This window comes from Pseudalkalibacillus sp. A8 (assembly GCF_045920555.1).
Taxonomy (GTDB): Bacteria; Bacillota; Bacilli; order Bacillales; family Fictibacillaceae; genus Pseudalkalibacillus.
Window position 1 is genome coordinate 3,270,547 of record NZ_CP174509.1, and the last position, 25,548, is coordinate 3,296,094.

Annotated in this window: 23 protein-coding genes and 1 pseudogene; 12 read left to right on the forward strand and 12 right to left on the reverse strand. The window is 40.5% G+C overall.

What is annotated here, in order from left to right:
* Positions 1-22: 22 nt before the first annotated feature.
* Positions 23-1,390 (reverse strand): LVIVD repeat-containing protein, encoded by a 1,368-nt coding sequence (locus ACJROX_RS16895; RefSeq protein ID WP_408006374.1) that lies wholly within the window; start codon positions 1,388-1,390, stop codon positions 23-25.
* 257 nt (positions 1,391-1,647) lie between these two features.
* Between ACJROX_RS16895 and glsA the strand changes: the two genes are divergently transcribed.
* From glsA to ACJROX_RS16920, 5 genes are all read left to right on the forward strand, one after another.
* Positions 1,648-2,601 carry a glutaminase A gene (glsA, locus tag ACJROX_RS16900; RefSeq protein ID WP_408006375.1) on the forward strand — a complete coding sequence of 318 codons (954 nt, stop codon included), beginning with the start codon at positions 1,648-1,650 and terminating at the stop codon, positions 2,599-2,601.
* Between the two features lie 312 nt (positions 2,602-2,913).
* The gene (locus tag ACJROX_RS16905) at positions 2,914-3,873 is read left to right on the forward strand and encodes a nucleoside hydrolase (protein ID WP_408006376.1); all 960 of its coding nucleotides are present in this window, start codon (positions 2,914-2,916) and stop codon (positions 3,871-3,873) included.
* A gap of 258 nt (positions 3,874-4,131) precedes the next feature.
* Positions 4,132-7,011: a 2-oxoglutarate dehydrogenase E1 component gene (locus tag ACJROX_RS16910; protein WP_408006377.1), complete on the forward strand. Its 2,880-nt coding sequence runs from the start codon at positions 4,132-4,134 to the stop codon at positions 7,009-7,011.
* Positions 7,008-8,303 (forward strand): 2-oxoglutarate dehydrogenase complex dihydrolipoyllysine-residue succinyltransferase, encoded by a 1,296-nt coding sequence (gene odhB, locus ACJROX_RS16915; RefSeq protein ID WP_408006378.1) that lies wholly within the window; start codon positions 7,008-7,010, stop codon positions 8,301-8,303. Before ACJROX_RS16910 ends, odhB begins: the two co-directional genes overlap by 4 nt.
* A 145-nt stretch (positions 8,304-8,448) precedes the next feature.
* Complete coding sequence (locus ACJROX_RS16920; protein WP_408006379.1) at positions 8,449-9,285, forward strand: MBL fold metallo-hydrolase; 837 nt, start codon at positions 8,449-8,451, stop codon at positions 9,283-9,285.
* Between the two features lie 15 nt (positions 9,286-9,300).
* Here ACJROX_RS16920 and ACJROX_RS16925 read toward each other — a convergent pair whose 3' ends face one another.
* Complete coding sequence (locus tag ACJROX_RS16925; protein ID WP_408011693.1) at positions 9,301-9,531, reverse strand: FAD-dependent oxidoreductase; 231 nt, start codon at positions 9,529-9,531, stop codon at positions 9,301-9,303.
* Positions 9,532-9,695: 164 nt separating this feature from the next.
* Here ACJROX_RS16925 and ACJROX_RS16930 point away from each other — a divergent pair, with 164 nt between their 5' ends.
* A complete protein-coding gene (locus ACJROX_RS16930) occupies positions 9,696-10,319 on the forward strand; it encodes a flavodoxin family protein (protein ID WP_408006380.1) in 624 nt (207 codons plus the stop codon).
* Between the two features lie 138 nt (positions 10,320-10,457).
* Here the strand turns inward: ACJROX_RS16930 and ACJROX_RS16935 are convergent, their stop codons facing one another.
* The 5 genes from ACJROX_RS16935 to ACJROX_RS16955 all read right to left on the reverse strand — a co-directional run bounded on the left by ACJROX_RS16935 (position 10,458) and on the right by ACJROX_RS16955 (position 15,110).
* Complete coding sequence (locus tag ACJROX_RS16935) at positions 10,458-12,023, reverse strand: peptide chain release factor 3 (protein ID WP_408006381.1); 1,566 nt, start codon at positions 12,021-12,023, stop codon at positions 10,458-10,460.
* A gap of 30 nt (positions 12,024-12,053) precedes the next feature.
* Positions 12,054-13,715, reverse strand: coding sequence for a ribonuclease J1 (gene rnjA / locus ACJROX_RS16940; RefSeq protein ID WP_408006382.1), 1,662 nt, complete (start codon positions 13,713-13,715; stop codon positions 12,054-12,056).
* Between the two features lie 197 nt (positions 13,716-13,912).
* A complete protein-coding gene (locus tag ACJROX_RS16945) occupies positions 13,913-14,185 on the reverse strand; it encodes a hypothetical protein (protein ID WP_408006383.1) in 273 nt (90 codons plus the stop codon).
* A gap of 97 nt (positions 14,186-14,282) precedes the next feature.
* The gene (locus ACJROX_RS16950) at positions 14,283-14,906 is read right to left on the reverse strand and encodes a class I SAM-dependent methyltransferase (RefSeq protein WP_408006384.1); all 624 of its coding nucleotides are present in this window, start codon (positions 14,904-14,906) and stop codon (positions 14,283-14,285) included.
* Between the two features lie 12 nt (positions 14,907-14,918).
* Positions 14,919-15,110 (reverse strand): helix-turn-helix domain-containing protein, encoded by a 192-nt coding sequence (locus tag ACJROX_RS16955; RefSeq protein ID WP_225064476.1) that lies wholly within the window; start codon positions 15,108-15,110, stop codon positions 14,919-14,921.
* Between the two features lie 220 nt (positions 15,111-15,330).
* Here ACJROX_RS16955 and ACJROX_RS16960 point away from each other — a divergent pair.
* Positions 15,331-15,785 (forward strand): annotated as a pseudogene (locus ACJROX_RS16960) (glutathione-dependent formaldehyde dehydrogenase); the annotation flags it as partial.
* Positions 15,786-15,851: 66 nt separating this feature from the next.
* Here ACJROX_RS16960 and ACJROX_RS16965 read toward each other — a convergent pair.
* The 4 genes from ACJROX_RS16965 to ACJROX_RS16980 all read right to left on the reverse strand — a co-directional run bounded on the left by ACJROX_RS16965 (position 15,852) and on the right by ACJROX_RS16980 (position 18,517).
* Entirely contained in the window at positions 15,852-16,031 is a 180-nt protein-coding gene (locus ACJROX_RS16965) for a YjzC family protein (protein ID WP_408006385.1), read from the reverse strand.
* Positions 16,032-16,179: 148 nt separating this feature from the next.
* Positions 16,180-16,593, reverse strand: a complete 414-nt coding sequence (locus ACJROX_RS16970; RefSeq protein ID WP_408006386.1) for a CBS domain-containing protein — start codon at positions 16,591-16,593, stop codon at positions 16,180-16,182.
* A 121-nt stretch (positions 16,594-16,714) separates the two neighbouring features.
* On the reverse strand, positions 16,715-17,962 hold the full coding sequence (locus ACJROX_RS16975) for a YeeE/YedE family protein (RefSeq protein WP_408006387.1): 1,248 nt from the start codon (positions 17,960-17,962) through the stop codon (positions 16,715-16,717).
* Positions 17,963-18,145: 183 nt separating this feature from the next.
* Positions 18,146-18,517, reverse strand: coding sequence for a thiol-disulfide oxidoreductase DCC family protein (locus ACJROX_RS16980; RefSeq protein ID WP_408006388.1), 372 nt, complete (start codon positions 18,515-18,517; stop codon positions 18,146-18,148).
* Positions 18,518-18,864: 347 nt separating this feature from the next.
* Here ACJROX_RS16980 and ACJROX_RS16985 point away from each other — a divergent pair, with 347 nt between their 5' ends.
* Positions 18,865-19,689, forward strand: coding sequence for an aldo/keto reductase (locus ACJROX_RS16985; protein WP_408006389.1), 825 nt, complete (start codon positions 18,865-18,867; stop codon positions 19,687-19,689).
* A gap of 45 nt (positions 19,690-19,734) precedes the next feature.
* Here the strand turns inward: ACJROX_RS16985 and ACJROX_RS16990 are convergent, their stop codons facing one another.
* Positions 19,735-20,802: a branched-chain amino acid aminotransferase gene (locus tag ACJROX_RS16990; protein ID WP_408006390.1), complete on the reverse strand. Its 1,068-nt coding sequence runs from the start codon at positions 20,800-20,802 to the stop codon at positions 19,735-19,737.
* A 267-nt stretch (positions 20,803-21,069) separates the two neighbouring features.
* Here ACJROX_RS16990 and ACJROX_RS16995 point away from each other — a divergent pair, with 267 nt between their 5' ends.
* From ACJROX_RS16995 to ACJROX_RS17010, 4 genes are all read left to right on the forward strand, one after another.
* On the forward strand, positions 21,070-21,543 hold the full coding sequence (locus tag ACJROX_RS16995) for a hypothetical protein (protein ID WP_408006391.1): 474 nt from the start codon (positions 21,070-21,072) through the stop codon (positions 21,541-21,543).
* A gap of 36 nt (positions 21,544-21,579) precedes the next feature.
* Positions 21,580-22,401, forward strand: a complete 822-nt coding sequence (locus ACJROX_RS17000) for an SDR family oxidoreductase (protein ID WP_408006392.1) — start codon at positions 21,580-21,582, stop codon at positions 22,399-22,401.
* Positions 22,402-22,602: 201 nt separating this feature from the next.
* Positions 22,603-23,631: a hydroxyectoine utilization dehydratase EutB gene (gene eutB / locus ACJROX_RS17005; RefSeq protein ID WP_408006393.1), complete on the forward strand. Its 1,029-nt coding sequence runs from the start codon at positions 22,603-22,605 to the stop codon at positions 23,629-23,631.
* A gap of 65 nt (positions 23,632-23,696) precedes the next feature.
* Positions 23,697-25,409, forward strand: coding sequence for a PucR family transcriptional regulator (locus ACJROX_RS17010; RefSeq protein ID WP_408006394.1), 1,713 nt, complete (start codon positions 23,697-23,699; stop codon positions 25,407-25,409).
* The last annotated feature ends 139 nt before the right edge of the window (positions 25,410-25,548 follow it).

Consider the following 25,548-nt stretch of genomic DNA (forward strand, 5'->3'; position numbering starts at 1 on the left):
AGCCAGCTCCCTTTTCATTTCCTTATTGATGACCCTTATTTTTCAAGAGCACTTTAAGCCCTTGACCCATATCAGAAGCGAGAATGAAGTCACGATCTACGAATACACCCCAGATGTATGCCTTTTCTGGTACATACTTACCGACTTCAACAGGCGCTGCTGGATCCGTGATGTCAACTGCACGAACGCCTCCAGCATAATGGGAAAGATACAATGTGTTACCATGAACTTTTGGATCATGGACAGTGTTCGCAAATGTCACCCCATCTTCTACATTGTCTACCAAGTCAGTCTTGAAAGTACTTAACAACTTAGGGTTGGTTTTATCTTTGATATCAAAAATCCGGGTATAACCGTAAGATTCTTCGTATCCTACTCGGGTAGGTGCGTAAACTTCTCGTGTTTCAATCAGTACATTTCCACCTTTTGAAATAGCTGCTGAATGTGCTGAACCTTGGACTTTAGGTGCGAAATCAGTACGCCCTAAGTATTTTACATCGTTCGGATTGGAAATATCAAGAATAATAGTTCCCAGATCCCAGAATGAAAGATAGGCTGTCTGACCGTTCCCATCAGTCATCGTACTATGGTTGAAAACAGGTCTTGTCTTCCCGTCAGGAGAATTCCAGTGGTACCCGTTGAAATCTTCAGGTACTTCTTCTAACATTCTTGGGTCAAATTCATAGACGGTATTTGGATTAGTTGGATCAGACACATCAACCAGTGCAAAATCTTTCTGCTCTCCATGAGTGTAATAATCGGCATAGGGGTTCGCTGTCAAAACAAGCGGTTTGTTTCCTTGAACCGTCAAATATAACTCATGTGTACCAGGTACTCTTTTATCGAGCTCCCAAAAACCCAGGCGCTCCGGATTAAAAGGATCTGTTACATCGTAAAGTAGGAAACCACCTTTTGACAACGGGTTATCACGGTTCAATTGTTGAACACTTACAACTGCTAGGTCTCCTTTAAAATGGGGTGTATTAACGGTTTTTACGATGACTTTTTCTTGCCAAGTTCCAGGGATTTCTTCTGCGAATCTTGATATTTCAACAGGATTAGATGGGTCCTTCAGATCAAAGACTCGGACCCCGCCGTTACCGCCCCCAGAAGTATGTGTTCCCAGGTAAGCATAACCTTTATGGGCATACACATCTGCAGTTGAATTCTTTTTGCCGTCATATTCCTTAAGAGGCACTGCTGCGGCTTCTTTCCAGTTACCCAGATTTTTGGATCCTTCAAGTGTCGGAATTTCGTTCAACTCAGCCTCATGAGAGCCTTTTTCAATTGAGATATCATCTAAGGTATCATGGGCAGACACCCCAGGTGCAAATAAAGAAAAGCTCATAATTCCTGCTAATGCTGTATGTAGGACTACTTTCTTATTCAATATAATTCCTCCAATTCAAATCGTTTCCAACAAAATAGCACACCTCCTCTTTAAAATCAGCAAAATTCTGAAAAATAATCCGATAAGCAGGGGCTGAAAGTTTTACTTGATAGGATTGATTGACTAGTTATCTAATCGATCAGCCTGTAAAAATAGTTTAATAAGGTTCTTAGTCACGATTAATAAATCCAGGGACGGTTTCAAATGTCATGGAAGGTGGAATTAGATGATAAGGGGTAGAATAGAGGTGCATTATTATGAAAGAATTGTCAAACGACTTATTGGAAGAGCTCGTAACGGAATGCAGGCCTTATTCAAGAGAAGGACAAGTTGTGAAAGACATACCTGGCCAACGAACGATCGATCAAAATAAATTAGGGGTCTGTATCATCAATATGGATAATGAAGTATTCTCTGCTGGAGATACAGATATGAAATTCTCACTTCAAAGCGCGTCTAAAATCATAAGTTTAATGATGGCCCTTGATGACTTTGGAAAGGAAGAAGTCTTTCAAAATGTCGGGATGGAACCGATGGGTGATTTTTACAATTCAATCAGTCATCTTGAAGCACATGATGTAACAAAACCCTTCAATCCGATGGTTAACGCTGGAGCGATCGCAGTAGCCGCTATGATCAAAGGGAAAGATGTAGACGAGAAGTTCAATCGTGTCTTAAAAACATTAAGGAAGATCATGAACAACAATTCAATCAAATTGAATGATGAAGTTTATGAATCTGAACAGCTTAAAGGGGATCGTAATCGCTCGTTGGCTTTTTTCATGAAAAGTACTGGAGCGATCGCCCACGATATAGATGAAACATTAGATTTATATTTTCGTATCAACTCGATTGATGTTCATACAACCGATCTTGCAAAACTTGGCGTATTCTTTGCGAATGGTAGTAGATCCCTTAAGACAGGTGAGCAAATCATTCCAATGGATCATATCAATACGATTGAAGCGATCATGATGACATCCGGAATGTATAATGAAGCTGGAAAATATGCTGTAGATGTCGGGTTTCCGGTCAAAAGCGGTGTCAGCGGTTGTATCATAGGTTCCGTTCCTGGACGGTATGGGATTGGGATCATAGGTCCCTCTATTAATGAGAAAGGGAATAGCACTGCTGGAGGAGCGCTCCTTCACAGGATTTCCCGGAATTTAGAACTGAACGTTTTTTCGGTAATCCGTAAAGACAAAGAATAGCCTTCGAGAAGGGGCTCTTCCAAAAGTCTTCGCGATAGAGACGATAATTGTACGAAAAAGCCACGCTAAACACCCAATTTTGTCACAAATAACGGATCAGATGTCCTCTAATTTTCATAGGTATGTCCAAAAAATGGGAATGCTGGTCGCCATGTGCTGAGGTAAGCATATACACTTTATAAGTGTAAGGAAAAGAAAGCCCGTAGAAAGTTCTCAGTGGGCTTTCTCGTTTTTGGGACAGCACTTTTCCAGTTCAAAAACAATTTTTAAAACATATCTATTATAAAGATGTTAACTTAAGGGGGGCAGGGGTTGAAAAATGTATTGCTGTTTGCAGATCCTGGGATTGATGATTCCCTTGCATTGATCTATGCTGTATTGAACCCGGAGATAAACATCGTCGGTATAGTCCCTAGTTATGGAAATGTCACGAAAGAACAAGCTGTACAAAATGTCGCATATTTGCTTGAGCTAGGCAAGCTGGAAAATATACCTATCATTCGTGGGGCAGAAGGTCCGGTGAGTGGGAAATTCACCGTATTTTATCCAGAAATCCATGGACCAGAAGGGTTAGGGCCGATTCAACCTCCACAAGTCATTAGTAGTGAAATGGCTCCATTCAGTGATATCTTTACGATCATCAGTCGTTTTGAGGGTAATATCACTGTGGTAGATATAGGGAGAAATTCCTCTCTCTCTATTGCCTTTACGCTAGAGCCAGCCATTACGTCCATGGTCTCAAGTTATGTTCTCATGGGAGGAGCTTTCTTAGTTCCTGGAAATGTAACACCTGTTGCTGAAGCAAATGTCCATGGTGATTCAATTGCTTCTAGAAACGTATTTGCCAAAGCAAAAAATACAACATTGTTACCCCTTAATGTAACGAACTACGCATATGTTACTGCGGAAATGGCTTCGATCATTGAAAGAGCTTCACAAAACCCTTATAAAAGCCTCATTCCCAAAGTTTTAGACTATTATATTCAAGCATATAAAAGAATGGTCCCTGGAGTTCCCGGTGCACCAGTCCATGATGTGCTCACTCTGATGGCACTGACGAAGCCCGAAGTCTGTAACTATGTTATGAAATCTGTTGATGTTCAAATTGATGGGCCTGCACATGGACTAACCATTGCCGACTTCCGAAACCGTCCCAAAGAACAACCTGCACAACCTGAAAATGAAATCAAAATTGCCATGCAGCTTAATTACAATCTTTTTTATGAAGATTTTCTAACGACGATGACAAGAAAAATACCTCCATCCATATAGTCTCCAACTAAATATATGATAATTTATACGACGAGTTTTCTTGTTTGAAGACTCGTTTTTTTACATTTGGGGTATATAAAGTACAGGATGATCCATACATCCTTACCGCAAACTTCCAATATCCTTACAAATTTTAAATTTTGACACACTTTTATTTGTACTGAAGGCATGAAAACGATACACTAATAACAGCAAATTTCTTTATAATACCCAACGAAACCACAAAAATCACCATTAGCACTTTGGAGGTATTGACAAATGAGTACTAACCAACCCAAAAAGGGACAACCATGGGCGGGCTTTGATGGACCCAACCTTGGCTATGCGATCGAATTATACGATCGATATGTAGAGGATCCCGAGTCTGTAGATCCAGAAGTAAAGGAACTTTTCGAGGACTGGGGGGCACCGCCAGCTTCTTCTGATAAACTTACAGACAAAACTTCAGAAACATCTCAAACGATGAGTGAAGCAACAACAATGAAAAAAGTTGTTGCTGCAGTCAAGCTTGCGGAGAATATACGAACTTACGGACATTTAGCCGCCGATATCAATCCCCTGGAAGAACCGCAAACAGATGCGCCTTTCCTTGATCCAGAAAATTATCAACTTACCAATGCAGATTTGAAAGCGATTCCTGCAAAAGTTGTTTGGGAAGACGCACCAGAAAATATCCAAAACGGTCTAGAGGCAATTGAAAAACTTAAACAAATCTATACAAAATCTTTAGCTTTCGAATTCAGTCATGTCCATGATGAGGAAGAACGTAAATGGCTCGATGAAATGGTGGAATCGGAAGCGATCTATCCATCACTGTCTTCTGAAGATCGTATCGAACTTTTACATCGATTGACAGAAGTAGATGGATTCGAAAGGTTTTTGCACCGGACATTCGTAGGTCAAAAACGCTTTTCGATTGAAGGACTCGATACAATGGTACCGATGCTGGACGAAATCATCCATGCAGGTGTGCATGATGGGGCCCGCAATGTCATGATCGGGATGGCTCACAGAGGACGTTTGAATGTACTCGCTCACGTATTAGGAAAGCCCTATGAAAAGATTTTTTCTGAATTCCATCACGCTCCAAACAAAGAACTAGTACCTTCCGAAGGTTCCATGGGAATCAATTATGGATGGACTGGGGATGTCAAATACCACCTTGGAGCAGACCGGGAAATTGAAGAAGAGAGCCATGAGCCTGCTTGTATCACCTTAGCAAACAATCCGAGTCACCTCGAATTCGTCGATCCTGTAGTGGAAGGGTACGCTCGTGCAGCTCAGGAGGACCGTAGTTCAGCAGGTTATCCAAAACAAGATGTCTCCAAATCTTTCTCAATCTTGATTCACGGTGATGCTGCTTTTCCTGGAGAAGGCATTGTTGCTGAAACCTTGAATTTAAGCCAACTTCCTGGGTACAAAACTGGTGGTACCGTGCATATCATCGCAAACAACTTGTTAGGGTTTACAACCAAGAGTTCTGACTCAAGATCCACCAAATATGCAAGTGATTTGGCGAAAGGTTTCGAAATCCCGATTGTCCACGTGAACGCTGATGATCCTGAAGCTTGTCTAGCTGCAATCAGCTTAGCTTACCAGTATCGGAAAAGGTTCCAAAAAGACTTCCTTATCGATCTTATCGGATATCGCCGTTTTGGACACAACGAGATGGATGATCCTTCTGCGACGAATCCGCAGCTTTATGATAAAGTCAACAATCATCCTACAGTACGCCATCTCTACGCTGAAGTTTTACAAGCTGAGGGGGTATTAACTAAAGACCAAGCCAAAGAAATGGAAAAGGATGTACAAGATAACCTGGATGATAAATACGGAAGAGTATCGAAGAATCATGATGATAGTGTAAATGAAATTGAAGCACCGGAACAAATTGCCCACGGGCTGCCTGCTTTAGAAACGTCAGTACCGTTGAATGAACTTGAAGAAATCAATACTGATCTCCTTAAATGGCCTGAAGGATTTACCGTCTATCCTAAATTGGAAAAAATCCTGAAGCGCCGTGAAAAATCCCTTACTGAGGGTGGGAAAATCGATTGGGCATTAGCTGAAACGCTCGCATTTTCTACAATCCTTAAAGATGGTACACCAATACGATTGACAGGGCAGGATACGGAACGTGGCACATTTGCTCATAGACATCTTATACTCCATGACCCTAAAACTGGCGAAACATACTCGCCATTGCACAAGCTTCCTCAAGCGAATGCATCTTATGCCATTCATAACAGCCCATTGTCTGAAGCATCGGTAGTTGGCTTTGAATATGGTTATAATGTATTCGCCCCTGATACGCTCGTACTTTGGGAAGCGCAATATGGAGATTTTGCTAATGCTGCCCAGGTCATTTATGATCAATTTGTTTCTGCCGGAAGAGCAAAATGGGGACAGAAATCTGGACTCGTCTTGTTGCTTCCACACGGATATGAGGGACAAGGTCCAGAGCATTCAAGCGGACGTTTAGAACGTTTCTTGCAGTTATCGGCTGAAAACAACTGGACAGTAACAAATCTGTCGACTGCTGCACAATATTTCCATATTTTACGTAGGCAAGCAGCGTTGACTACTAAAGAAGAAGTCCGGCCTTTGATCATCATGACACCGAAAAGCCTACTTCGTAACCAGCGCGTTGCCTCAACGCCTTCAGAATTCAGCGAAGGGCAATTCAAGGCAGTTTATAACCCATCAAATGTCGGTACGAAGAAAGAACAAGTCAAACGACTGATCCTATGCAGCGGTAAAGTTTCGATCGATCTTGATACCGCTGTAGAAACCAATGAACAAGATTGGGATTGGATCGATATCCTCCGAATCGAGCAGCTTTATCCATATCCAGAAAAAGAGATGGTAGAATTGCTTGATCAATACAAGAATTTAGAAGAGGTTGTTTGGGTTCAAGAAGAACCAAAGAATATGGGGGCATGGTCTTATATCGAGCCAAAAATAAGAGCTTCGGTTTCAGATGACATGAAAGTGACTTATGTCGGTCGCCCTGAGCGTTCCAGCACTGCTGCTGGAGAACCGAATGTCCATAAAAGAGAACAAGAACGCATCGTCAACGAAGCATTGAAATTGAAAAAGACAGACACAGTTACCACTGAAGGAGGAAATGTATCGTGAGCGAAATCAAAGTACCAGAACTAGCAGAATCCATAACAGAAGGGACGATCTCAGAGTGGTTAGTCGAGGTAGGTGATAAAGTCACTAAAGGGGATTACCTCGTCGAATTGGAAACTGATAAGGTCAATGTCCAAGTTAGTGCGGAAGACGATGGCGTGATCACTGAGTTGTTGAGAGAACCTGGCGATACAGTCGAAGTAGGGGAAGTCATTGCAACCCTCGGTGAAGGTGACGAGGAAGCAATAAGTGAAGAAGGAAGATCTGATAAAGAAAAGGAAGAACCAAAAGAAAAAGAAGAAAAGGCTGAGAAGAAAGAAGAAAAGCCTGAAAAAGAAGAAGCCCCTGCTAAAGAGGAGCAAAAAGAAACGGATCGTCCAGTAGCTTCTCCTGCTGCGCGTAAGCTGGCAAGAGAGCTCGGTGTTGATTTAAGTGAAGTGAAATCGAAAGATCCAATCGGACGAGTCCGATCCGAAGATGTAAAGACCCACGCTGATCGATCTTCTTCTAAGACAGAAAAGGCTGAAACAAAAAAATCCAAGCCAGAAAAATCAAGCAGTCCATCACCACAGGCTACTGAAGAAAAATCAGACAAGCCAGTTGAACGCGTAAAAATGTCACGTAGAAGACAAACGATCGCGAAAAGACTTGTAGAGGCTCAACAAACAGCAGCGATGCTGACAACATATAATGAAGTTGATTTGACTGCAATCAATGATCTTCGTAAACGACGCAAAGAGCAATTCCTACAGCAAAACGACGTGAAATTGGGCTACATGTCCTTCTTTACGAAAGCAGTTGTTGCAGCATTGAAGAAGTTCCCTAGAATCAATGCAGAAATTCAAGGGGACGAAATGCTTCTTAAAAAGTTCTACGATATCGGTATTGCAGTTGGAGCTGAAGAAGGTCTTGTCGTGCCTGTCGTTCGGGATGCGGATAAACTGAGCTTTGCGGAAATCGAAAAGGAAATCAAGTCTCTTTCTAAAAAGGCTCAGGACAAAAAGTTGACGATTGATGAGCTTCAAGGCGGTACATTTACGATTACGAATGGGGGAGTCTTCGGTTCACTGATGTCTTCTCCGATTTTGAATACACCGCAAGTAGGTATTCTTGGAATGCATAAGATCCAGTGGCGTCCGGTCGCAATCGACGAAGAGCGTATGGAAAACCGACCTATGATGTACATTGCTCTTTCCTATGACCACAGAATCGTTGATGGCAGTGAAGCTGTACGCTTCCTCGTCAAAGTGAAGGAACTGTTAGAAGATCCAGAATCCTTATTATTAGAAGGATAAATGAAGTGCTAAGTGGCTGACCATTAAGTGTCAGCCACTTTTTTGTACATCATTTTCCGTGTAGATAATCAAGTGTGGATAAAGAATAGAATAGCTTTCTCTCGTGAATAATGAGGTATGATATACAACTTCTGGAGGTGACAATATGAATGAAGAGGTAAGAGATGCTTTCCTCCCTTTGACATCTGTCTCAAGCGGTAAAGGAAGTCTCGTCATACCTGATGTATTTAGTTATACAAATCAAATCGTTAATTTGTGTTTTGCCATGAATAAAAACGAAGATTGGGTTTTGGTCGATGCTGGTATGCCGAAATCAAAAGAAAAAATACTAGAGGCTGTCCAAAAACAGTTTGGACAGGAACACCCTCCCAAAGCAATCATCTTAACACACGGACACTTCGATCATGTTGGAAGCGTTGAAGAGCTGGCAACCTACTGGGATGTCCCAGTGTATGCTCATCATCTGGAATTCCCTTACCTGACTGGCCAGGAGGATTATCCTAAAGGGAATCCGAAGGTAGATGGGGGAATGGTCAGTGAAATGTCTCCACTTTTTCCAAACCATTCGATCGATATCAAAGAATTCTTGGAGGAACTACCATCTGACGGGACAGTACCATTTTTAACAGATTGGAAATGGATTCATACACCAGGGCATACACCAGGCCACATTTCTCTATTCCGCGAATCTGATCGAGCGCTGATTGCAGGAGATGCTTTTGTCACAGTAGACCAGGAGTCCTTGTATAACGTATATACGCAAAAGCAAGAGATCAATGGACCGCCTGCCTATTTCACAATGGATTGGAATCAAGCAGAAAATTCCGTAAAGGTTCTCGAACAACTCAAGCCTTCTATAGCAATTACCGGACATGGGGTGCCGATTTCCGGTAACAAGCTAGAGAATGAACTGCTTTATCTTGTCAATCATTTTGATGAGGTTGCCGTCCCAAAAATCTATCAAAACAAAGAGAATGAATAAAGCTGACCATCCCGGTCAGTTTTTATTTTGATCTTCTATAAGCTTTGCTGCTTTTATCCTTGAGGTTACGGCTCCTTCCATGGTCGCAAAATACGGCTGCAAGGTATAATCTCTAGCAAGGTACAGGTCTTTAATCGGGGTTGTTTGTTTTGGTCTATAACGATTGTTTCCTGGAGCTAGGTTATAAAAATCATTCGCACGATCAATTTTTTGATAATCGATGATTTGTTCTTTATCGATGTTGATCCTTTTAAATTCACACCTTCAATAAAAAAAGATACGGTTAGTATTCACTTTAAATAATGACTTAATAATCCTTTCCTCAACTTTTCCTTCAATACATAAAAGATTAAATTATTTTCGTACATGGTAATGGTTTAATGTACAAGAAAGGAAAGGAGAGGATTCGTTTGAACCTGAATGCGGTAGTGTTAAACTGCTCATTGAAATCCAGTAAGGAAAGTTCAAATACACAGGCATTGTTAGAAGAAGTGGTCCAAATTTTTGAAAAGAATGAGGTTCACACAGATATCTATTGGCTTACAGACTATAACATTCTCTATGGGATTTCGGATGACATGGGTGAAGGAGATGAATGGCCATCGATCTTCCAGAAGATCAAAGAGGCAGATATTCTGCTTATTGGAACGCCATTATGGTTAGGTGAGAAAAGCAGTGTGGCAAAACTTGCGATCGAGAGACTATACGGTGGAAGCAGCCTTACGAATGATAAAGGACAAGGGATCTACTATAATAAAGTAGGTGGAGTTGCTGTCACCGGGAATGAAGATGGGGCAAAAAACGCATGCCGTTCAATCCTATATTCACTTTCCCACATTGGGTTTACAGTTCCACCGAACGTTGAAACCTATTGGGTGGGTGACGCGGGCCCGGGCCCCTCTTATATCGAGGCAGAAGGATACAAGCACGAATTCACACAAAAAAATGCAAAGATGATGGCCTATAATCTAATCCACTTCGCAAAAATACTTAAAGAAAATCCAATCCCTGCTGAAGGAAATGTTGCCGACTGAAGAACTGCTTTAAAAGCACTTTAAGGGGGCAAAGAGGCAAATCAAATGGAATGTATTTACGAGTGAAGTTTACAAAGATTCTTGATATAGAATAGGCTGGCCTAAAGGAAAATTCTTCAGGTCAGCCTATTTTGATACTTAGTCATATAATTCGGTATTTGGATTTTTATCTTTGAACCATCTTAAAGCAAAATCACTTTCGAAAATGATCACAGATTTTCCTGATTGATCATGGACCAAATAATTAGGACTATCAAGTTTCAAATCCTTGTCATCAGATACCCATCTTGCACAAGTGTGGGGGAGGGATTGTATCTCAAGATCTACGCCATATTCGGTTTTCAAGCGTTGTTCAAACACTTCGAATTGGAGGATCCCAACAACTCCTAGAATGGATTCTTCCATTTTGACGGTTTTATAAACCTGGACAGCACCTTCTTCAGCCAACTGAGTAACACCTTTATAGAAATGTTTCTGTTTCATGGCGTTTTTTGCACGGACTTTAGCAAAGTGCTCTGGTGGAAACTGTGGGAGCTTCCCATAAGAATACGTATTTTTTTGACCACAAAGTGTATCACCAATTTGATACAAACCGGGATCATACAAACCGACGATATCTCCCGGATAAGCTTCATCGATATTTCCTCTCGAAGCTGCAAAGAATTGTTGTCCTTGAGCCAATTTGACCGATTTGTTCGTTCGATCGTTCCACGCTTCCATACCTTTTGTGAATTTTCCTGAGCAAACTCTCATGAACGCGATCCGGTCGCGATGGGCAGGATTCATGTTCGCTTGAATTTTAAAAATGAAACCAGAAAAATCATTATCAGACGGTTCTACATACCCTTCATTACTTTTCCGTCCCTGTGGTTCTGGCGCGAGTTCTAGAAAATGTTCCATGAATGCAGGAATACCGAAAGTAGAGATGGCACTTCCAAAGAATACAGGAGTCTGTTTCCCTTGTTTGATCGCCTCTGAGTTCATCGAATCTCCCGCTTCATTTAATAAGGAAATGGTATCTTGTAATTCAAGTATTTGTTCAGTCTCTACCAAACCATTTAAGTCATCATTAGACAAGTCATCACTCTCTAACTGAAAGGAATGATGTTCTCTTTGTTCATCATAAAGATGAATTTTGTGTACTATACGATCATAGACACCCTTGAAGGAGTTCCCCATCCCGATCGGCCAGTTCATCGGGAACGATTGGATTCCGAGGACTTCCTCGATATCTTCAAGGAGATCAAAAGGGTCCCGGCCTTGACGGTCCATTTTGTTGATGAACGTAAAGATCGGAATACCCCTATCACTGCAGACCTTAAAGAGCTTTTTCGTTTGTGCCTCGACACCCTTGGCAGCATCAATGATCATGACCACACTATCAACCGCCATCAACGTACGATAAGTATCTTCACTGAAATCCTGATGGCCAGGGGTGTCAAGAATATTGATTTTAAAATCGTTATATGTGAATTGCATGACACTAGAAGTAATCGATATACCACGTTGTTTCTCCATTTCCATCCAGTCAGAAGTTGCATACTTACCAGATTTTCTTGACTTAACAGTACCCGCAGTACGGATCGCACCGCTTAAAAACAAGATTTTTTCTGTCAGTGTGGTTTTTCCTGCATCGGGATGTGAAATGATTGCAAAGGTCTTCCTTTTATTGATTTCTTCTTCTAGTTGTGATGGTTTCTTCATAATACATGCCTTTCTGTTTATAAGATAAAATCAGACTTCCATGATTACCGGGAGGATCATTGGGTTCCGTTTTGTTTCTTCAAAGAAATAGGAAGTGAGGAGGTCGGAAATCTTCTTCTTCAGATCAGACCATTTGGTCACCCCGTCTTCCAACATGGAGTTGATTTCCTTTTCAACAAGTCGTTCAGCTTCACTTAATAACTCTCCGGATTCTTTCATGAAAACAAAACCTCTTGATACAAGAGCAGGACCAGAAAGTAATTTCGCATTTTTCGAATCGATCGTAATGGTTACAACGACTGTTCCACATAATGAGAGGAGACGCCGATCTCTGAGAACAATATTTCCAATATCCCCAATACCCGTTCCATCCACATAGACTGGATTTGCAGGGAATGATCCTGAAACCTGACCCCCGTCCTCATCTAATTCGAGGATATCTCCGTTATCCAATACAAAAGTATTTTCCGGTTCAACACCACAATCAACTGCCAATTTCACATGATTGACAAGCATTCGATATTCTCCGTGGATCGGAACGAAATACTTCGGTTTCAATAGACGGATCATCAATTTCTGTTCATCTTGGGTTCCGTGTCCAGATGTATGGATATCACTCATTTTATTATGTATGACATCCGCACCGATTCTTTCCAACTGATCAATAAGCTTATAAACTTGCTTTATATTTCCAGGAATAGGAGAGGAAGAAAAGATGACTGTATCCCCAGGTATGACTTGAATCTGACGGTGAAGTCCTTTGGCGATTCTTCCTAAAGCCGCCATCGGCTCACCCTGGCTCCCTGTACATAAGATCGTTATTTTACTGGATGGATATCGGTTGATTTCATGCCCTGATATGAACGTATCCTCTGAGGCTCGGATATAACCTAACTCACGTCCGATGCGAATTGATCGTTCCATACTTCTTCCGAAAACCGCTACTTTCCGGTTGAAAGCAATTGAAGCTTCAATCGCTTGCTGCAATCGATAGATATTTGATGCGAAAGTTGCAAAGATTATGCGACCATCGATTTGTTCAACGATATCAAATAAGGTCTCCTTTACAGCCGATTCTGATAAAGAGAACCCAGGTATTTCACTGTTCGTACTATCTGACATTAAACAGAATACACCCTCGTTTCCAATTTCGGCTATCTTGCCGATATCATAGGAAGCTCCACCAGGTGTAAGATCGAATTTAAAATCGCCTGTATGGACAATGTTTCCGTAGGGAGTATTTATACATATCGCTAAGGAATCAGGAATACTATGGCTTGTCCGCATGAAGCGGATCGAGAAATGCTTAAATTCTACAAAGGAGTTTTCATCAACTGTTTTTAAAATAGAGGCGCCTAGTAGACGATGTTCCTGCAATTTATCTTTTATGAATCCGATTGATAACTTACCAGCATAAATCGGTGCGTTTAAGCGCTTCAGCAGGAAAGGGATTGATCCTATGTGGTCTTCGTGTCCATGTGTGATGAAAACACCTTTAATCAGATCTTTATGTTTTTCTAGAAATGTGAAATCCGGAATGACATAATCTATTCCACGTAGTTCTTCATCTGGAAACTTGATTCCGCAATCAACCAAAATCATTTCATCTTCATATTGAAGACCGTACATGTTTTTTCCGATTTCACCCAGGCCCCCGAGGGCAAACAATTTAATAGGTGGGGTAGAATTCATAAATACTCCTCCATGACTCATTTTATTTATGATTTGATTTTTTCCTATTCAACCTTAAACGTTTATATCGGTAAGTTCGTTCAAGTATGCGTCCTGTCCCAATGCAATGAGGGCAGCTTTTCATACCCCAGAGGAACCCTTTCCTTTTCACTTTTCCAGTTCCTCTGCATTCGTCACAAATTACGAAAACCGCCACGTCACATAAACTCCTTCTTTCGATCATCATTTTCTACATGTACATCGGATATTTTTATATCCTGTTCTGCTAAAAAATTCAGAATTTCCCAGTTTGAAAAGAATTCATTCAACAAGTTCTTGTAATGGATCGGATTCTCAATCAAGTCCTTATCAAACGTTTTTAATAACCAGTACGATTCCTTGACCATTAATAAAGTATATAAACGTCCGTGGTTCACGAATGCAAAACGGATTTCATTTTCATGAAATTTCTTGATAATAACATTTTCCACACAATACACCTTCTTTCAAACCTGATTTTTGAAGGCAGCCCATTTTTATGGCGTCCTATGTGTGTTGATACACCCCCTGGCTGGGTTGTTTATCAAACTATTTTTTACAAACAGCTACACCGAGCGAATATTTCGCTTCATTTCTAGGTGGTTCAATCGTTACACCGCGTTGATGATAGATTTCCAATTCAGAGAATTGATAAGGAGTGAAAAGTTCTTCAAATTCTCCAGGGGTTAATTGGAAATAATGAAATGGAGAGCCACATGGTTCATACCTTCCTTGACCAAAAGGGGTTGATAAAATCAACATCCCGTCAGGATTTAACAATCCATATAAATTCTTGAGGAATGCTTTTTCATCTGGAACATGTTCGATTGTTTCGAAACTCAGAATGGTATCAAAGGTTCCAATAGTGTAAACCAACTCTTGGTCGAGAGCATTCGCTACATGATATTTAATAAGAGGATGATTGTAACGTATAGAAGCATAATCGATTACTTCTGATACATTATCTACCGCAATCAGCTCAGTTATCGTCTTTTTCTTTGATTTTGCAATGAATTGACTTCCATACCCTGAACCACAAGCAATATCTAAAACCCTGCCTTTTATATATGGCAGGGAAAAGTAATATCGGGCTATATGTTCTAGATAAAGACCGTTTGTAGGCTTCATTTCATCAGGTATAATGCGCTCACCACTATTTTTTAACACGAACATTCACCGCTTTGATTAGATTTTTTCACCATTTTTCAATTTTTCAATAAAAATAGAGAGGTCTTCTTTTTTCACCCGCCAATGACGGCCGATTTTAAAACCGGGGATTTTCTTTTCCTGCACGAGTTTGTAAGTTGTCATTTCACTGATCTGCAAATATTCCGCAACCTGTGAAACCGTCATTATCTCAGGATATTTATCTTCCATCAGGACAACGCTCCTCTTCAGAAATCTAATTATGATTATAACAAAATAATTTTATGGATAAAAGTAATTGAGCACAATAATTTATAATCAGTTATAAAAGAATTGATTCAAATAAACTTGTTCATACAAAATTAAAACTGTTTTTGTTACACTATACTACAGATCAAGAGTTAGGAGAATACTTATGAGTTCCAATATGGAGACCTATTTGGCTGAGGAAGAATTCATACGCTTCAAAAAACTTGACGATATCTTGTTACGAGAGGTTGATGCAGTATTAGGCGGGGCAGATGTGGCCATTGATTGTGTAGGGATGGATGGAAAAAAATCACCTCTCGAATTCATCGATCAAAAATTGAAAATTCAAGGAGGAACGCTAGGACCGATTCAAATTGCAACAAAAGCAGTACGAAAATATGGTACATTTCAAATTACGGGTGTGTATGGAAGTAACTACAATAACTTTCCTCTTGGAGCATTTCTCTCACGGAATATCAGCCTAAAAATGGGGCAGGCACCTGACTATATGCCTGAACTTTTCCAAAAAATCACGGATAAAGAATTCGATCGACAGACATTATTACTCATTAAATCACTCTTCACGATGCAAGCAAAGCTTATAAATTATTCAATGATCATGAAGACGACTGCATCAAAGTTATATTGAAGCCTTAGAAAAAGAAATAGGAGCTGTGTCAACACAGCCCCTCTCGTTCAAAACTTTCTCGTATTCGTTTCAATTTATGAGGATTTCACCCAAAAAGCTGCTTCATTACTTGAAGGTGATGGGGGAAATTGATCACCTTCTTCAAGTTTTACTTCGGTATTGTCCTCATTTGAATTGTTTCCATTGACTAACTTATCTACCTTGTACGTGCCTGATTCAGGAGCTTTTTCACCAGTCTTATAATTTGTTGCCATCATAAACACCTCCAAAGTTATTTTAGAAAAGTTGTTGTGCTTTTCTATATTGAACTTGTACCCGAATTCTTTCTTGATAAACAACATTTTTTCAATTTTACTAAACATATTATTTTCGTACTATTACTTTCAGGGAATAGGAAGTAGTTTATTTGGAAATCTCACTTAATGCGTTACCCGCTGCCTGATCAGCTTGTTTAGAGGCAGCTAAATCTCCAAGAGAAACAATCCCTTTCAGCTTTCCATCTTCAACGATCATTAACCTTCTGATTTGATGATCTTGCATGAGTAAAGAGGCATCTTCCACCGGCATATCAGGTTTACCCGATATGATTTTTTCTGTCATGATGTCACCTACAAGAATTTCGTTGCTTCCAACATCTCTTGCGAGGCCATTGACCACTATATCCCGATCCGTCACACATCCTACTAATTTTCCATCACTTTCAACGGGAACCATACCTACATTTTCATCAGCCATTACACTAGCAACCGATCGAATATCATCGGATGGGCTACAGGTCTTAACGTTTTCAGTCATAAACTGTTGAAGGACAGCCATAGTTGATTCCTCCTTCTAGTAATAGGATCTGTACTTTTATTTGATTTGTAATACTCTATAACCGATTCATAGGGAATTAAACATAAAAACTGCCTTTCTTTAACAGAAAGGCAGTTCATGCTTAACAAAATGTATCTTTTGGTTTTGGGACAGACATTCCAAATAATGGTCTGAGATAAAGCGCGATGAATGTCCCGGCGAGTGCCATCACCATCCAGACCCATCCATGGAGACTGAATGAAGCAATCCCTCCAAAGTAAGCACCAATGTTACAACCAAACGCGATCCGTGCGCCATAACCCATCATAACGCCTCCGATGATGGCAGCTGAAGCTCGTTTAGCTCCAATTTTTTTAAGTGCGAAGACCCCTCCTGCAGCAGAGGCTAAGAATGCACCTAGGATGACACCGAAATTGAGTACACTAGTAGAATCAAACAGAACTGACTGATTCAACGCAGCAGCTTTATCTCCAGACCAGTAGGCCCACTGTGTAACATCAATTCCAAGGGCCATAGCTGCCTTTGATCCCCATAATGCAAATGCGGATGTAACGCCCCAAGGCTGGCCTCGGACAATAAGTGTGATTGCATTAAGAACCGCCAATAAGATTGCTGCAGCCCATAATGGCCAAGAACCACGCAGGATACGTGAAAAACCTTTGCCGCTAGGCAGTGGTTTCATCGCAGGTACGTTCCTTTTCCTGGCAATTAGATATGTTGTACCGAAAATAGCCGCGAAGGCTAGGATTTGAACCATCCAAGCGCCTGTATAACCGAGACCAGTACTTGTCGCTAAAGATATCGGTTCAAACGATGGTGTCTGGTTGACCCAGAAATCCCAGTGCCAAGCACCAAGTACTGAGCCTACGATAAACGCAATCAACGTAATGAACATTGCGGACCGGCCACCCCCGACTGCATAGAGAGTACCAGAGGCACAGCCGCCGCCTAGCTGCATGCCTATACCGAAAAGGAAAGCACCAACAACGACACTCGTGCCAACTGGTGAAACATAACCAGCAGGTGTGTTACCGAATGCCCCGATCCCCATACTAAGAATCGGTGCAAACAATGTACATGCCACAGCCATCATAATCATATGCGCCCGTAATGCTTCTCCGTTTCCGACTGCCAACAAGCGCCTGAACGCTGATGTAAAACCAAATCTTGCATGGAATAATGTATAACCTAATAAAAGACCAATCCACATCGTCATACTTTGCTGAAGCCCAGCTGTAGAAAATATCACAACGCTCAATGCTAATGCAGTTATGAGGCCGCCTGTAACCAGCAAGGTTTGAGGAGAAGGCAGACCAGGATGTTCTAATGTATTCGTCTTATTGTCAATGGCAGGTTGTTGCATAGCCATAACGATTACCTCCATTTCCTATGTGATTTATCAGAATTAAATATATAATATTATAGTACGACTAAATGGTGATTGTAAACTTGATTGTTTTTGAGGAGCATAATTAACGGAATTTGCTTTAAAAGATGATGATATTTCATCAACAAATAAGGAGTTGCCATTTTTATGACAACTCCTTTAAATTTATTGGACTTTTGTTGTTTCATACCGCCCAAACCACCTGAAACGGTTTTTAGAAACCCACATATAGATTGGACTGAAGACTTTTTCAATGAAAGGGAGATATAAAATTAAACTAATTGGAAAGGAGACTGGCAACAACAAAAAAATTCTACGGACCGTGTTAAACCCTGTAAGAACTTTTCCTTTAGAAGTGATCATATGGATTTCGTCATATACTTTACGGTTTTGGGTTATAAACGCTTTATATTCGGTTTTTTCAATTTGCTGAATTGGAATCCAGTATATTCTCTGGAACCAATCCAATCTTTCAATCACAATTCTTGCTTTTGAACATAAAGGGCATTCTGCATCATAAAACACAACATGCTTCATCCAGCATCATCCTCAAATTCATATTATATATGTATTATTCCCGCATGAAGATCATTTGCAAACTTTATTTGGATGAGTATGTTAGAAAAAATACTGGCCTAGGTTTTACATATCTTTAGTGGTCACAGCTCCAATTTTGATTTTGATGTCACTTTATACAGTTTTCGTTCTAATAAATGCACTGCTATTTAAGGGATAAACAAAATTTAATTGGTGCTACAGACAAAAATCAGACAGTACCATTGGATAGGTCTATTCTAGTTACCTTTTTGGAAGTCGTCTGAAATGAAGTTTAAAGTGTAAATTGGTAAACTATTGATAACCCAAATGAAAAGGAGCTGTACAACATGCAATATGTAACGTTGAACAATGGACTGAAAATGCCACAATTAGGCTTTGGTGTATGGCAGGTAGAAAATGAAGAGGCGGTACATACAGTAAAAAAAGCATTGGATGTTGGATATCGTTCTATTGATACGGCTGCTATCTATGGCAATGAGCGTGGAGTCGGTGAAGCACTCAAACAGAGTGACATACCACGGGATGAGCTTTTTATCACAACAAAGGTATGGAATTCAGATCAAGGAAATGAAAATACTCTCCGTGCTTTTGAAGAGAGCTTAGAAAAGCTTGGACTCGACTATGTCGATCTATATTTGATTCACTGGCCCACACCAGAGTATGACCAATACGTTGATACTTACAAAGCACTTGAAAAGTTGTATCATGATGGACGTGTAAAAGCGATCGGCGTCTGTAATTTCGATCAGGATCATTTGCAGCGCTTACTTGATGAATGTGATGTGACGCCTGTTCTCAATCAAGTAGAATGCCATCCTTATTTAGCCCAAAAAGAACTTAAGAAATTTGGCCGAGATCATGATATCTATGTTGAAGCATGGAGTCCTCTTATGCAAGGTGGAGAAGTTTTGAAAAACGAAGCCATAGGGGAATTAGCGAAAAAACACAACAAAACACCAGCTCAAGTCATCCTCCGATGGCATTTACAAAACGATACGATCGTCATTCCGAAATCTGTAACACCTTCCCGCATAGAAGAGAATTTCAATGTATTTGATTTCGAGCTAAGCGGGGAAGACATCGAAAAAATTGATTCGTTTGACCGTAATGAACGGAAAGGACCTAAACCGAGTGAGATGAACAAACGATAATCTAAAAAGGCGACTTCATGATGGAAGGCGCCTTTTTTGAGGTTATCATTTTACTTCTACTGTCCATTGATGTCGGTCTTCAAGGTTACCTGTCTGAATGCCTGTAATCGTATCGTACAGCTTCTGTGATAACTCACCTATTTGATGGTTGTTGATCACCATTTTCTTCCCGAGCCAGTTCAATTCTCCAACTGGGGAAATGACTGCAGCCGTACCAGTACCGAATGCTTCTTCCAACCCACCATCCTCGTGAATCTGATACAGCTCTTCAATGGAGATTCTTCTTTCTGTTACGGGGATTCCCCATTCCTTCAGCAGTTCAATCACAGACATCCTTGTTATTCCTTGTAATATACTTCCATTTAATGCTGGTGTCACGACTTCTCCATTGATTTTGAAGAAGATATTCATGCTGCCGACTTCTTCAATATATCGTTTTTCAATCCCATCAAGCCATAATACGTCTGCATTTCCTTCAGAGTATGCTTTTGCTTGTGCCTGATAGGCGGAAGAATAGTTTCCTGCCGTCTTAGCCATACCGGTACCACCTTTAACAGCTCGAGTGAACTTATCTTCTACCAGGATTTTAACGGGGGTCAACCCACCTGAAAAGTAGGGTCCTACCGGTGAAAGGAGGATCATGAATTTATACGTTTTAGAAGGAGTGACAGAAAGGTTCGGCTCTGTCGCGATGATGAAAGGACGAATATACAGTGAAGTACCAGGAGAAGATGGTACCCAGTCCTTTTCCAACCTTATCAATTCCTTCAAATATCCCATCACTTGTTCTTCATCGATCGGCGGTATGCTCAATCGTTCACTGGAACGATTCAACCGTTCAAAGTTTTTCTCCGGTCGGAACAGTAAGATACGATCCCCAGACCGATAGGCTTTCAATCCTTCGAAAACTGTTTGCCCATAATGGAAAATCATTGCGGCTGGGTCTAACATAAGGGGTTCATAAGGGACAATCCGCGGCTCATACCACCCTTTTCCCGTTTCATAATCCATGATAAAAAGATGATCTGTAAAGTTTCTACCGAATCTAATCTGGTCCGGTTGTGGTTTTTCTTGCATGTTTGCGCTTTTTACAATGGTAAGTTCTTGACTCATCTTGAAAACTCCTTATTTTTTTGTTATTAGTTTGGGAAGCGGATAGATTATGTTCCATTGTACGCCCAAACTCTGCTTAATTAAAGTGTTAAGGAACTAAAAGATAAAATTTTTAAGGTTTTCAACCAATATTACAATTTCCAAGTCAATAATTAGGAAGAAAGCCGGAGACTGTTAGACCAAATTAGTGAATTATCCCAATTAGTGTTTAGTTTAGCAGATTCTGTGGAAATGCTGTGGTAAAACCCCGAAGAAAGGTGGATCAATATGAAACGACTTCAATTGTTAAACTTCATTCTTATCCTTGGATTATTTTTAGGGGCTTGTGGATCAGAAGAAAATCAAGAAAACAAGAACGACCCGGAGCAAAGTCAAAATGAAAGTGAATCAGGACAGCAAGATGATCAAGAAAGCGAAGACCGAGATCCTGATGAAGATTTAAGTTCGGAAATTGAAAACTTTCGAGGCACAGTTGAATCTATGGAAACCACTCTTGATCAATCTTCCGATGATGTGGAAACATTAAATGAAAATGGAAAGACCATTGAGGAAGAGTGGGACATGATTGAGAAGAAAGTAGAAGAACAGTATCCTGAGCATTATGAAAAAGTCGAAGAAAGTCTTTACCCTCTAATTAATGAAGCACAAAAAGAACAGCCTGATGTGGAAAAAGTAGATGAATTGACTCAAGCGACTATAGACAGCTTGAAAGATCTCCAAAACACGATTGATAAACAATAACATGAAGCCCAAGAATTGTGAGGTGTTGAGTAGCGTATGAAACGGCTTGAGAACAAAGTTGCAGTCATTACAGGTGCTGCTACAGGCATCGGTAGCTCGACCGCGGAAGTGTTTGCGGATAAGGGAGCCGATGTCATCTGCGCAGATGTGAAAATAGAGGAAATGAATGAAACAGTTGAATCCATCAAAGAACGAGGCGGAGAAGCGAAAGCATTCGATTTGGATATATCCAAAGAAGAAAGCGTTAAAAATTTCGCCGAGAATGTAAAACAGGAATATGGTGCGGTTGAGGTTTTATTCAATAATGCTGGCGTTGATCAGGAAGGCGGCAAGGTTCATGAATACCCGCTAGAATTATTTGACGAAATTATTAAAGTTGATTTACGAGGAACTTTCTTGATGAGTAAATATATCATACCATTAATGCTTGATCGTGGTGGATCTATTATAAATGTTTCGTCAATGTCCGGTCGTGCAGCAGATCTCGACCGCTCTGGTTATAATGCGGCGAAGGGCGGCATCATAAATTTGACAAAGGCTATGGCCATAGACTACGCAAGAGAAGGGATAAGGGTCAATTCCATTGCCCCAGGCACGATCGAAACACCGCTCATTGATATATTAGCAGGAAGTAAAGAAGACGAAGACGGCCGCGTCTTCCGGGAAGCCCAGAAATGGGTTACTCCTTTAGGACGCTTAGGAAAACCGCATGAAATTGCAAATGTTGCACTATTTCTTGCTTCAGATGAAAGTTCCTTTGTAACAGGCGAAGACATTCTAGCAGACGGTGGTGTTCAAGCATATACGTGGCCCGGAAAAATGTTGTTGGATGATAGCTGGAAAGATACAGGAAAATAAGTTTAAAAATTCGAGCTGGCTAAAACTGAAGCCAGCTCTTTTTTTCTGTTCTTTTCTGTGTTTTGTGAGAGGGGTATATTTTCGAATTTTTATTATATTCAAAATTTAACTAGACAAGCCCATGCAGGTAAAAGTTATAATAGGGAAAATAATGTGATCATAAAAATACATTAAAAATCTTCGTGAATGAGGAGGAAAAAAGTGGAGCATTCCAATCATGTCAGAAAAGAAAATAGAGACATCTCCATCTCGGATATTTGGTCGGCTAAAAAGAAGATTTCTTCTCTCCTCCATAAGACACCATTGATTGAATCTTACATACTGTCAGAAAAAATAGGACGTCCTGTTTATTTAAAACTTGAAAATACACATAACACTGGTTCATTCAAAGTAAGGGGTGCAGCGAACAAAATACTGAGCTTAAGTGAAGAGGAGAAAAAGAGAGGAGTCGTTACTTTTTCAACTGGAAATCACGGGCTTGCGGTTGCCCATGTTGCTAAAAAGCTAGGAATTGAGGCGGTCATATGTATCTCCAATCGTGTACCAAAAGCAAAAATTGATTCATTAAAAAGAATTGGCGCTACTATTGAAATCTATGGTGATAGTCAAGATGCGGCAGGGGAACGTTGTTATCAATTGGAAAGGGAGAAAGGAATGACAGTCGTTCCCCCTTTTGATGATCCTTATGTCATTGCAGGCCAGGGGACAATCGGTCTTGAACTGCTGGAAGATGTCCCTGACTTAACCGATGTCATCATACCACTATCTGGAGGAGGACTGCTTTCTGGTATAAGTCTCACATTGAAATCAAACGATCCGGGCATAAAAATAACTGGAGTATCAATGGAGCAATCAGCAGTAATGTATGAGAGTTTAAGAGCAGGAAAACCTGTCCAATTAGAAGAACAGTACACCCTTGCTGATAGTTTACTAGGTGGTATAGGACTTGCAAACCGGTATACATTCAGGTTAGTCCAGCAATTGATGGATGACATCATTCTTATTCCGGAGAAAGAAATTGCTGGCAGTATGGCCTTTATGATGGACCATCACCGTATGATCATGGAAGGCGCCGCAGCAACAAGCATAGCCGCATTGTTAGATGATCAATTCACACCACAAAAGGGACCAATCGTTGTCATTATAAGTGGAAACAATGTGGATCTATCTGTAGTTCAAGATATACTTCACAATTACAGCGGGAAGGATATCACAAAACATACTAGATAAATTTGATAAAAATTAAAATAGCCCTCTAAATACGAATTTCCTGAGCAGGCAGAGGAGGGAAAATGATGAAATTATCGGTGAAGGACTTTTTAGAACTTGATATCATGAAAGATGCGAGAGTAAGAACGGGTGAAAATCTTCTTGAGGACCGCTACGTCCAATGGATTTCGGCCATGGAAATGCCGGTAGAGAATTTTGTACGTAAAAATGAAGTTGTGTTAAGTACAACCATTGGTTGTGGGCAGGACCTTGAAACACTAAAACAATTTGTAAAGGATATAATTGAATCCCAAGCATCCACCCTTGTTATTGCCTTAGGTAGGCATATTTTTGACATTCCAATAGAAGTGATCGAATTAGCAGAAAAGAATGATTTCATCCTCATTGAAATCCCGTGGGAAGTCCGATTTGCAAACATTGTAGAAGAAGTGATGGCGCAACTGAATGGAATTCACCGGGAAGAACGGCTTAAATCTGAGAAAATCCAACAAGAATTCCTGAACTTGATTTTACAAGATACGGATATTCCGGCAATTTTAAATTTGATCCAAAAACATACTGGCTACCCAACCTTCTTGACTGATGAATCTGGAGTCTTCCAGGGGAAAAGCGATAAGTTTAGAGGATTCTCTGAAAAAAGCGAGAGAGGCGGCACTTATTTGCCAAAAAGTGTTCCAGTTGAAAGTGAAGATTCGCTTGTTACGCATGATCCTATGTTCCAGAAATTCAAAGCGTTTGAAATAGGGGGCAAGTCTGTATTACGATTACCTATTCTAAAGGCATCAGGGAATCCTCAAGGTTATTTGTTTATTGCAGTTCCTTCGGATATGCCGATGGATTCATTTTTGACACAATTTCGGGTCAACGTTTTGGATCACGCAGCAACTACAATTGCCCTTTGGCTTGCACGCAAAAATGCTGTGGAAGAGACAAAAATGCGTCTTCGAAGTGATTTTGTGCAAGAACTTGCAAAAGGAGAATTCCATTCATTTGATCAAGCAGATTCAAGAGCAAAATTACTTGGGTACAATCTGAAGGTTCCATATATTTGTATTGTTGGGCTTCCAGAAAACCTGAAAGCGGTTTTTGAGAAATACAAACAAGATTACCATTCATACGAACATTGGTTTAAGAGCATGATTCGTTATATAGAGGAAGAAATCATCTATGCCGGCCGGTCACTTGATCGAAATGTGATGATGACGGATCAAGGGGAACATTTGATTATTTATCTCCAATCTACAGGGGAGCAAATAAGTGAGGATCCTGCTGACTTCTTGGATCTTGTCGAACGTCGTTTACGCAATCTTCTTCCTGGGGTGATCAATTCATGGGGGAGCGGCGACTACCATGAAGGTTTAGAGGGGTTCAAAGATAGTTATCAACACGCACAGGTCGCATTAAAGATCGGAAGAACTAAAAAAGGAATCGGGCAGCGTACCTTGTATGAAGATACCCGGGTGGACCGAGTGCTTTTGAGTCTGTCGGAAAATCCAAATATGCAGGACGTCATCATGTCAACGATCGACCCGTTGATTCACTATGACGAACAGAGAAACATGGACTTGATCGGAACATTCCAAACCTATAATCAATTTAACGGAAATGTAAGCAAGACATCCCGGGCGTTAAATCTGCACAGACAGTCTCTGCTATATCGTTTACGAAAGATCGAATCACTGACCGGGCTATCCTTGATCGACCCCGATGATCTATTTTTATTGGATTTAAGTATAAAGACATGGAAAATCAGTTTGTCGAAAGTCAGTGGATCTTAAAAAAGAAAATATAAATAAGTGTATAGCAGTTAATATAGCTGACCGATTGCCTGGATGGAGACGATTGAACTCTGTCCAGGCTTTTCTAATGGTTAAGATTATTATCAAAATTGACTACTGGATGATTAAAAAGTTCATA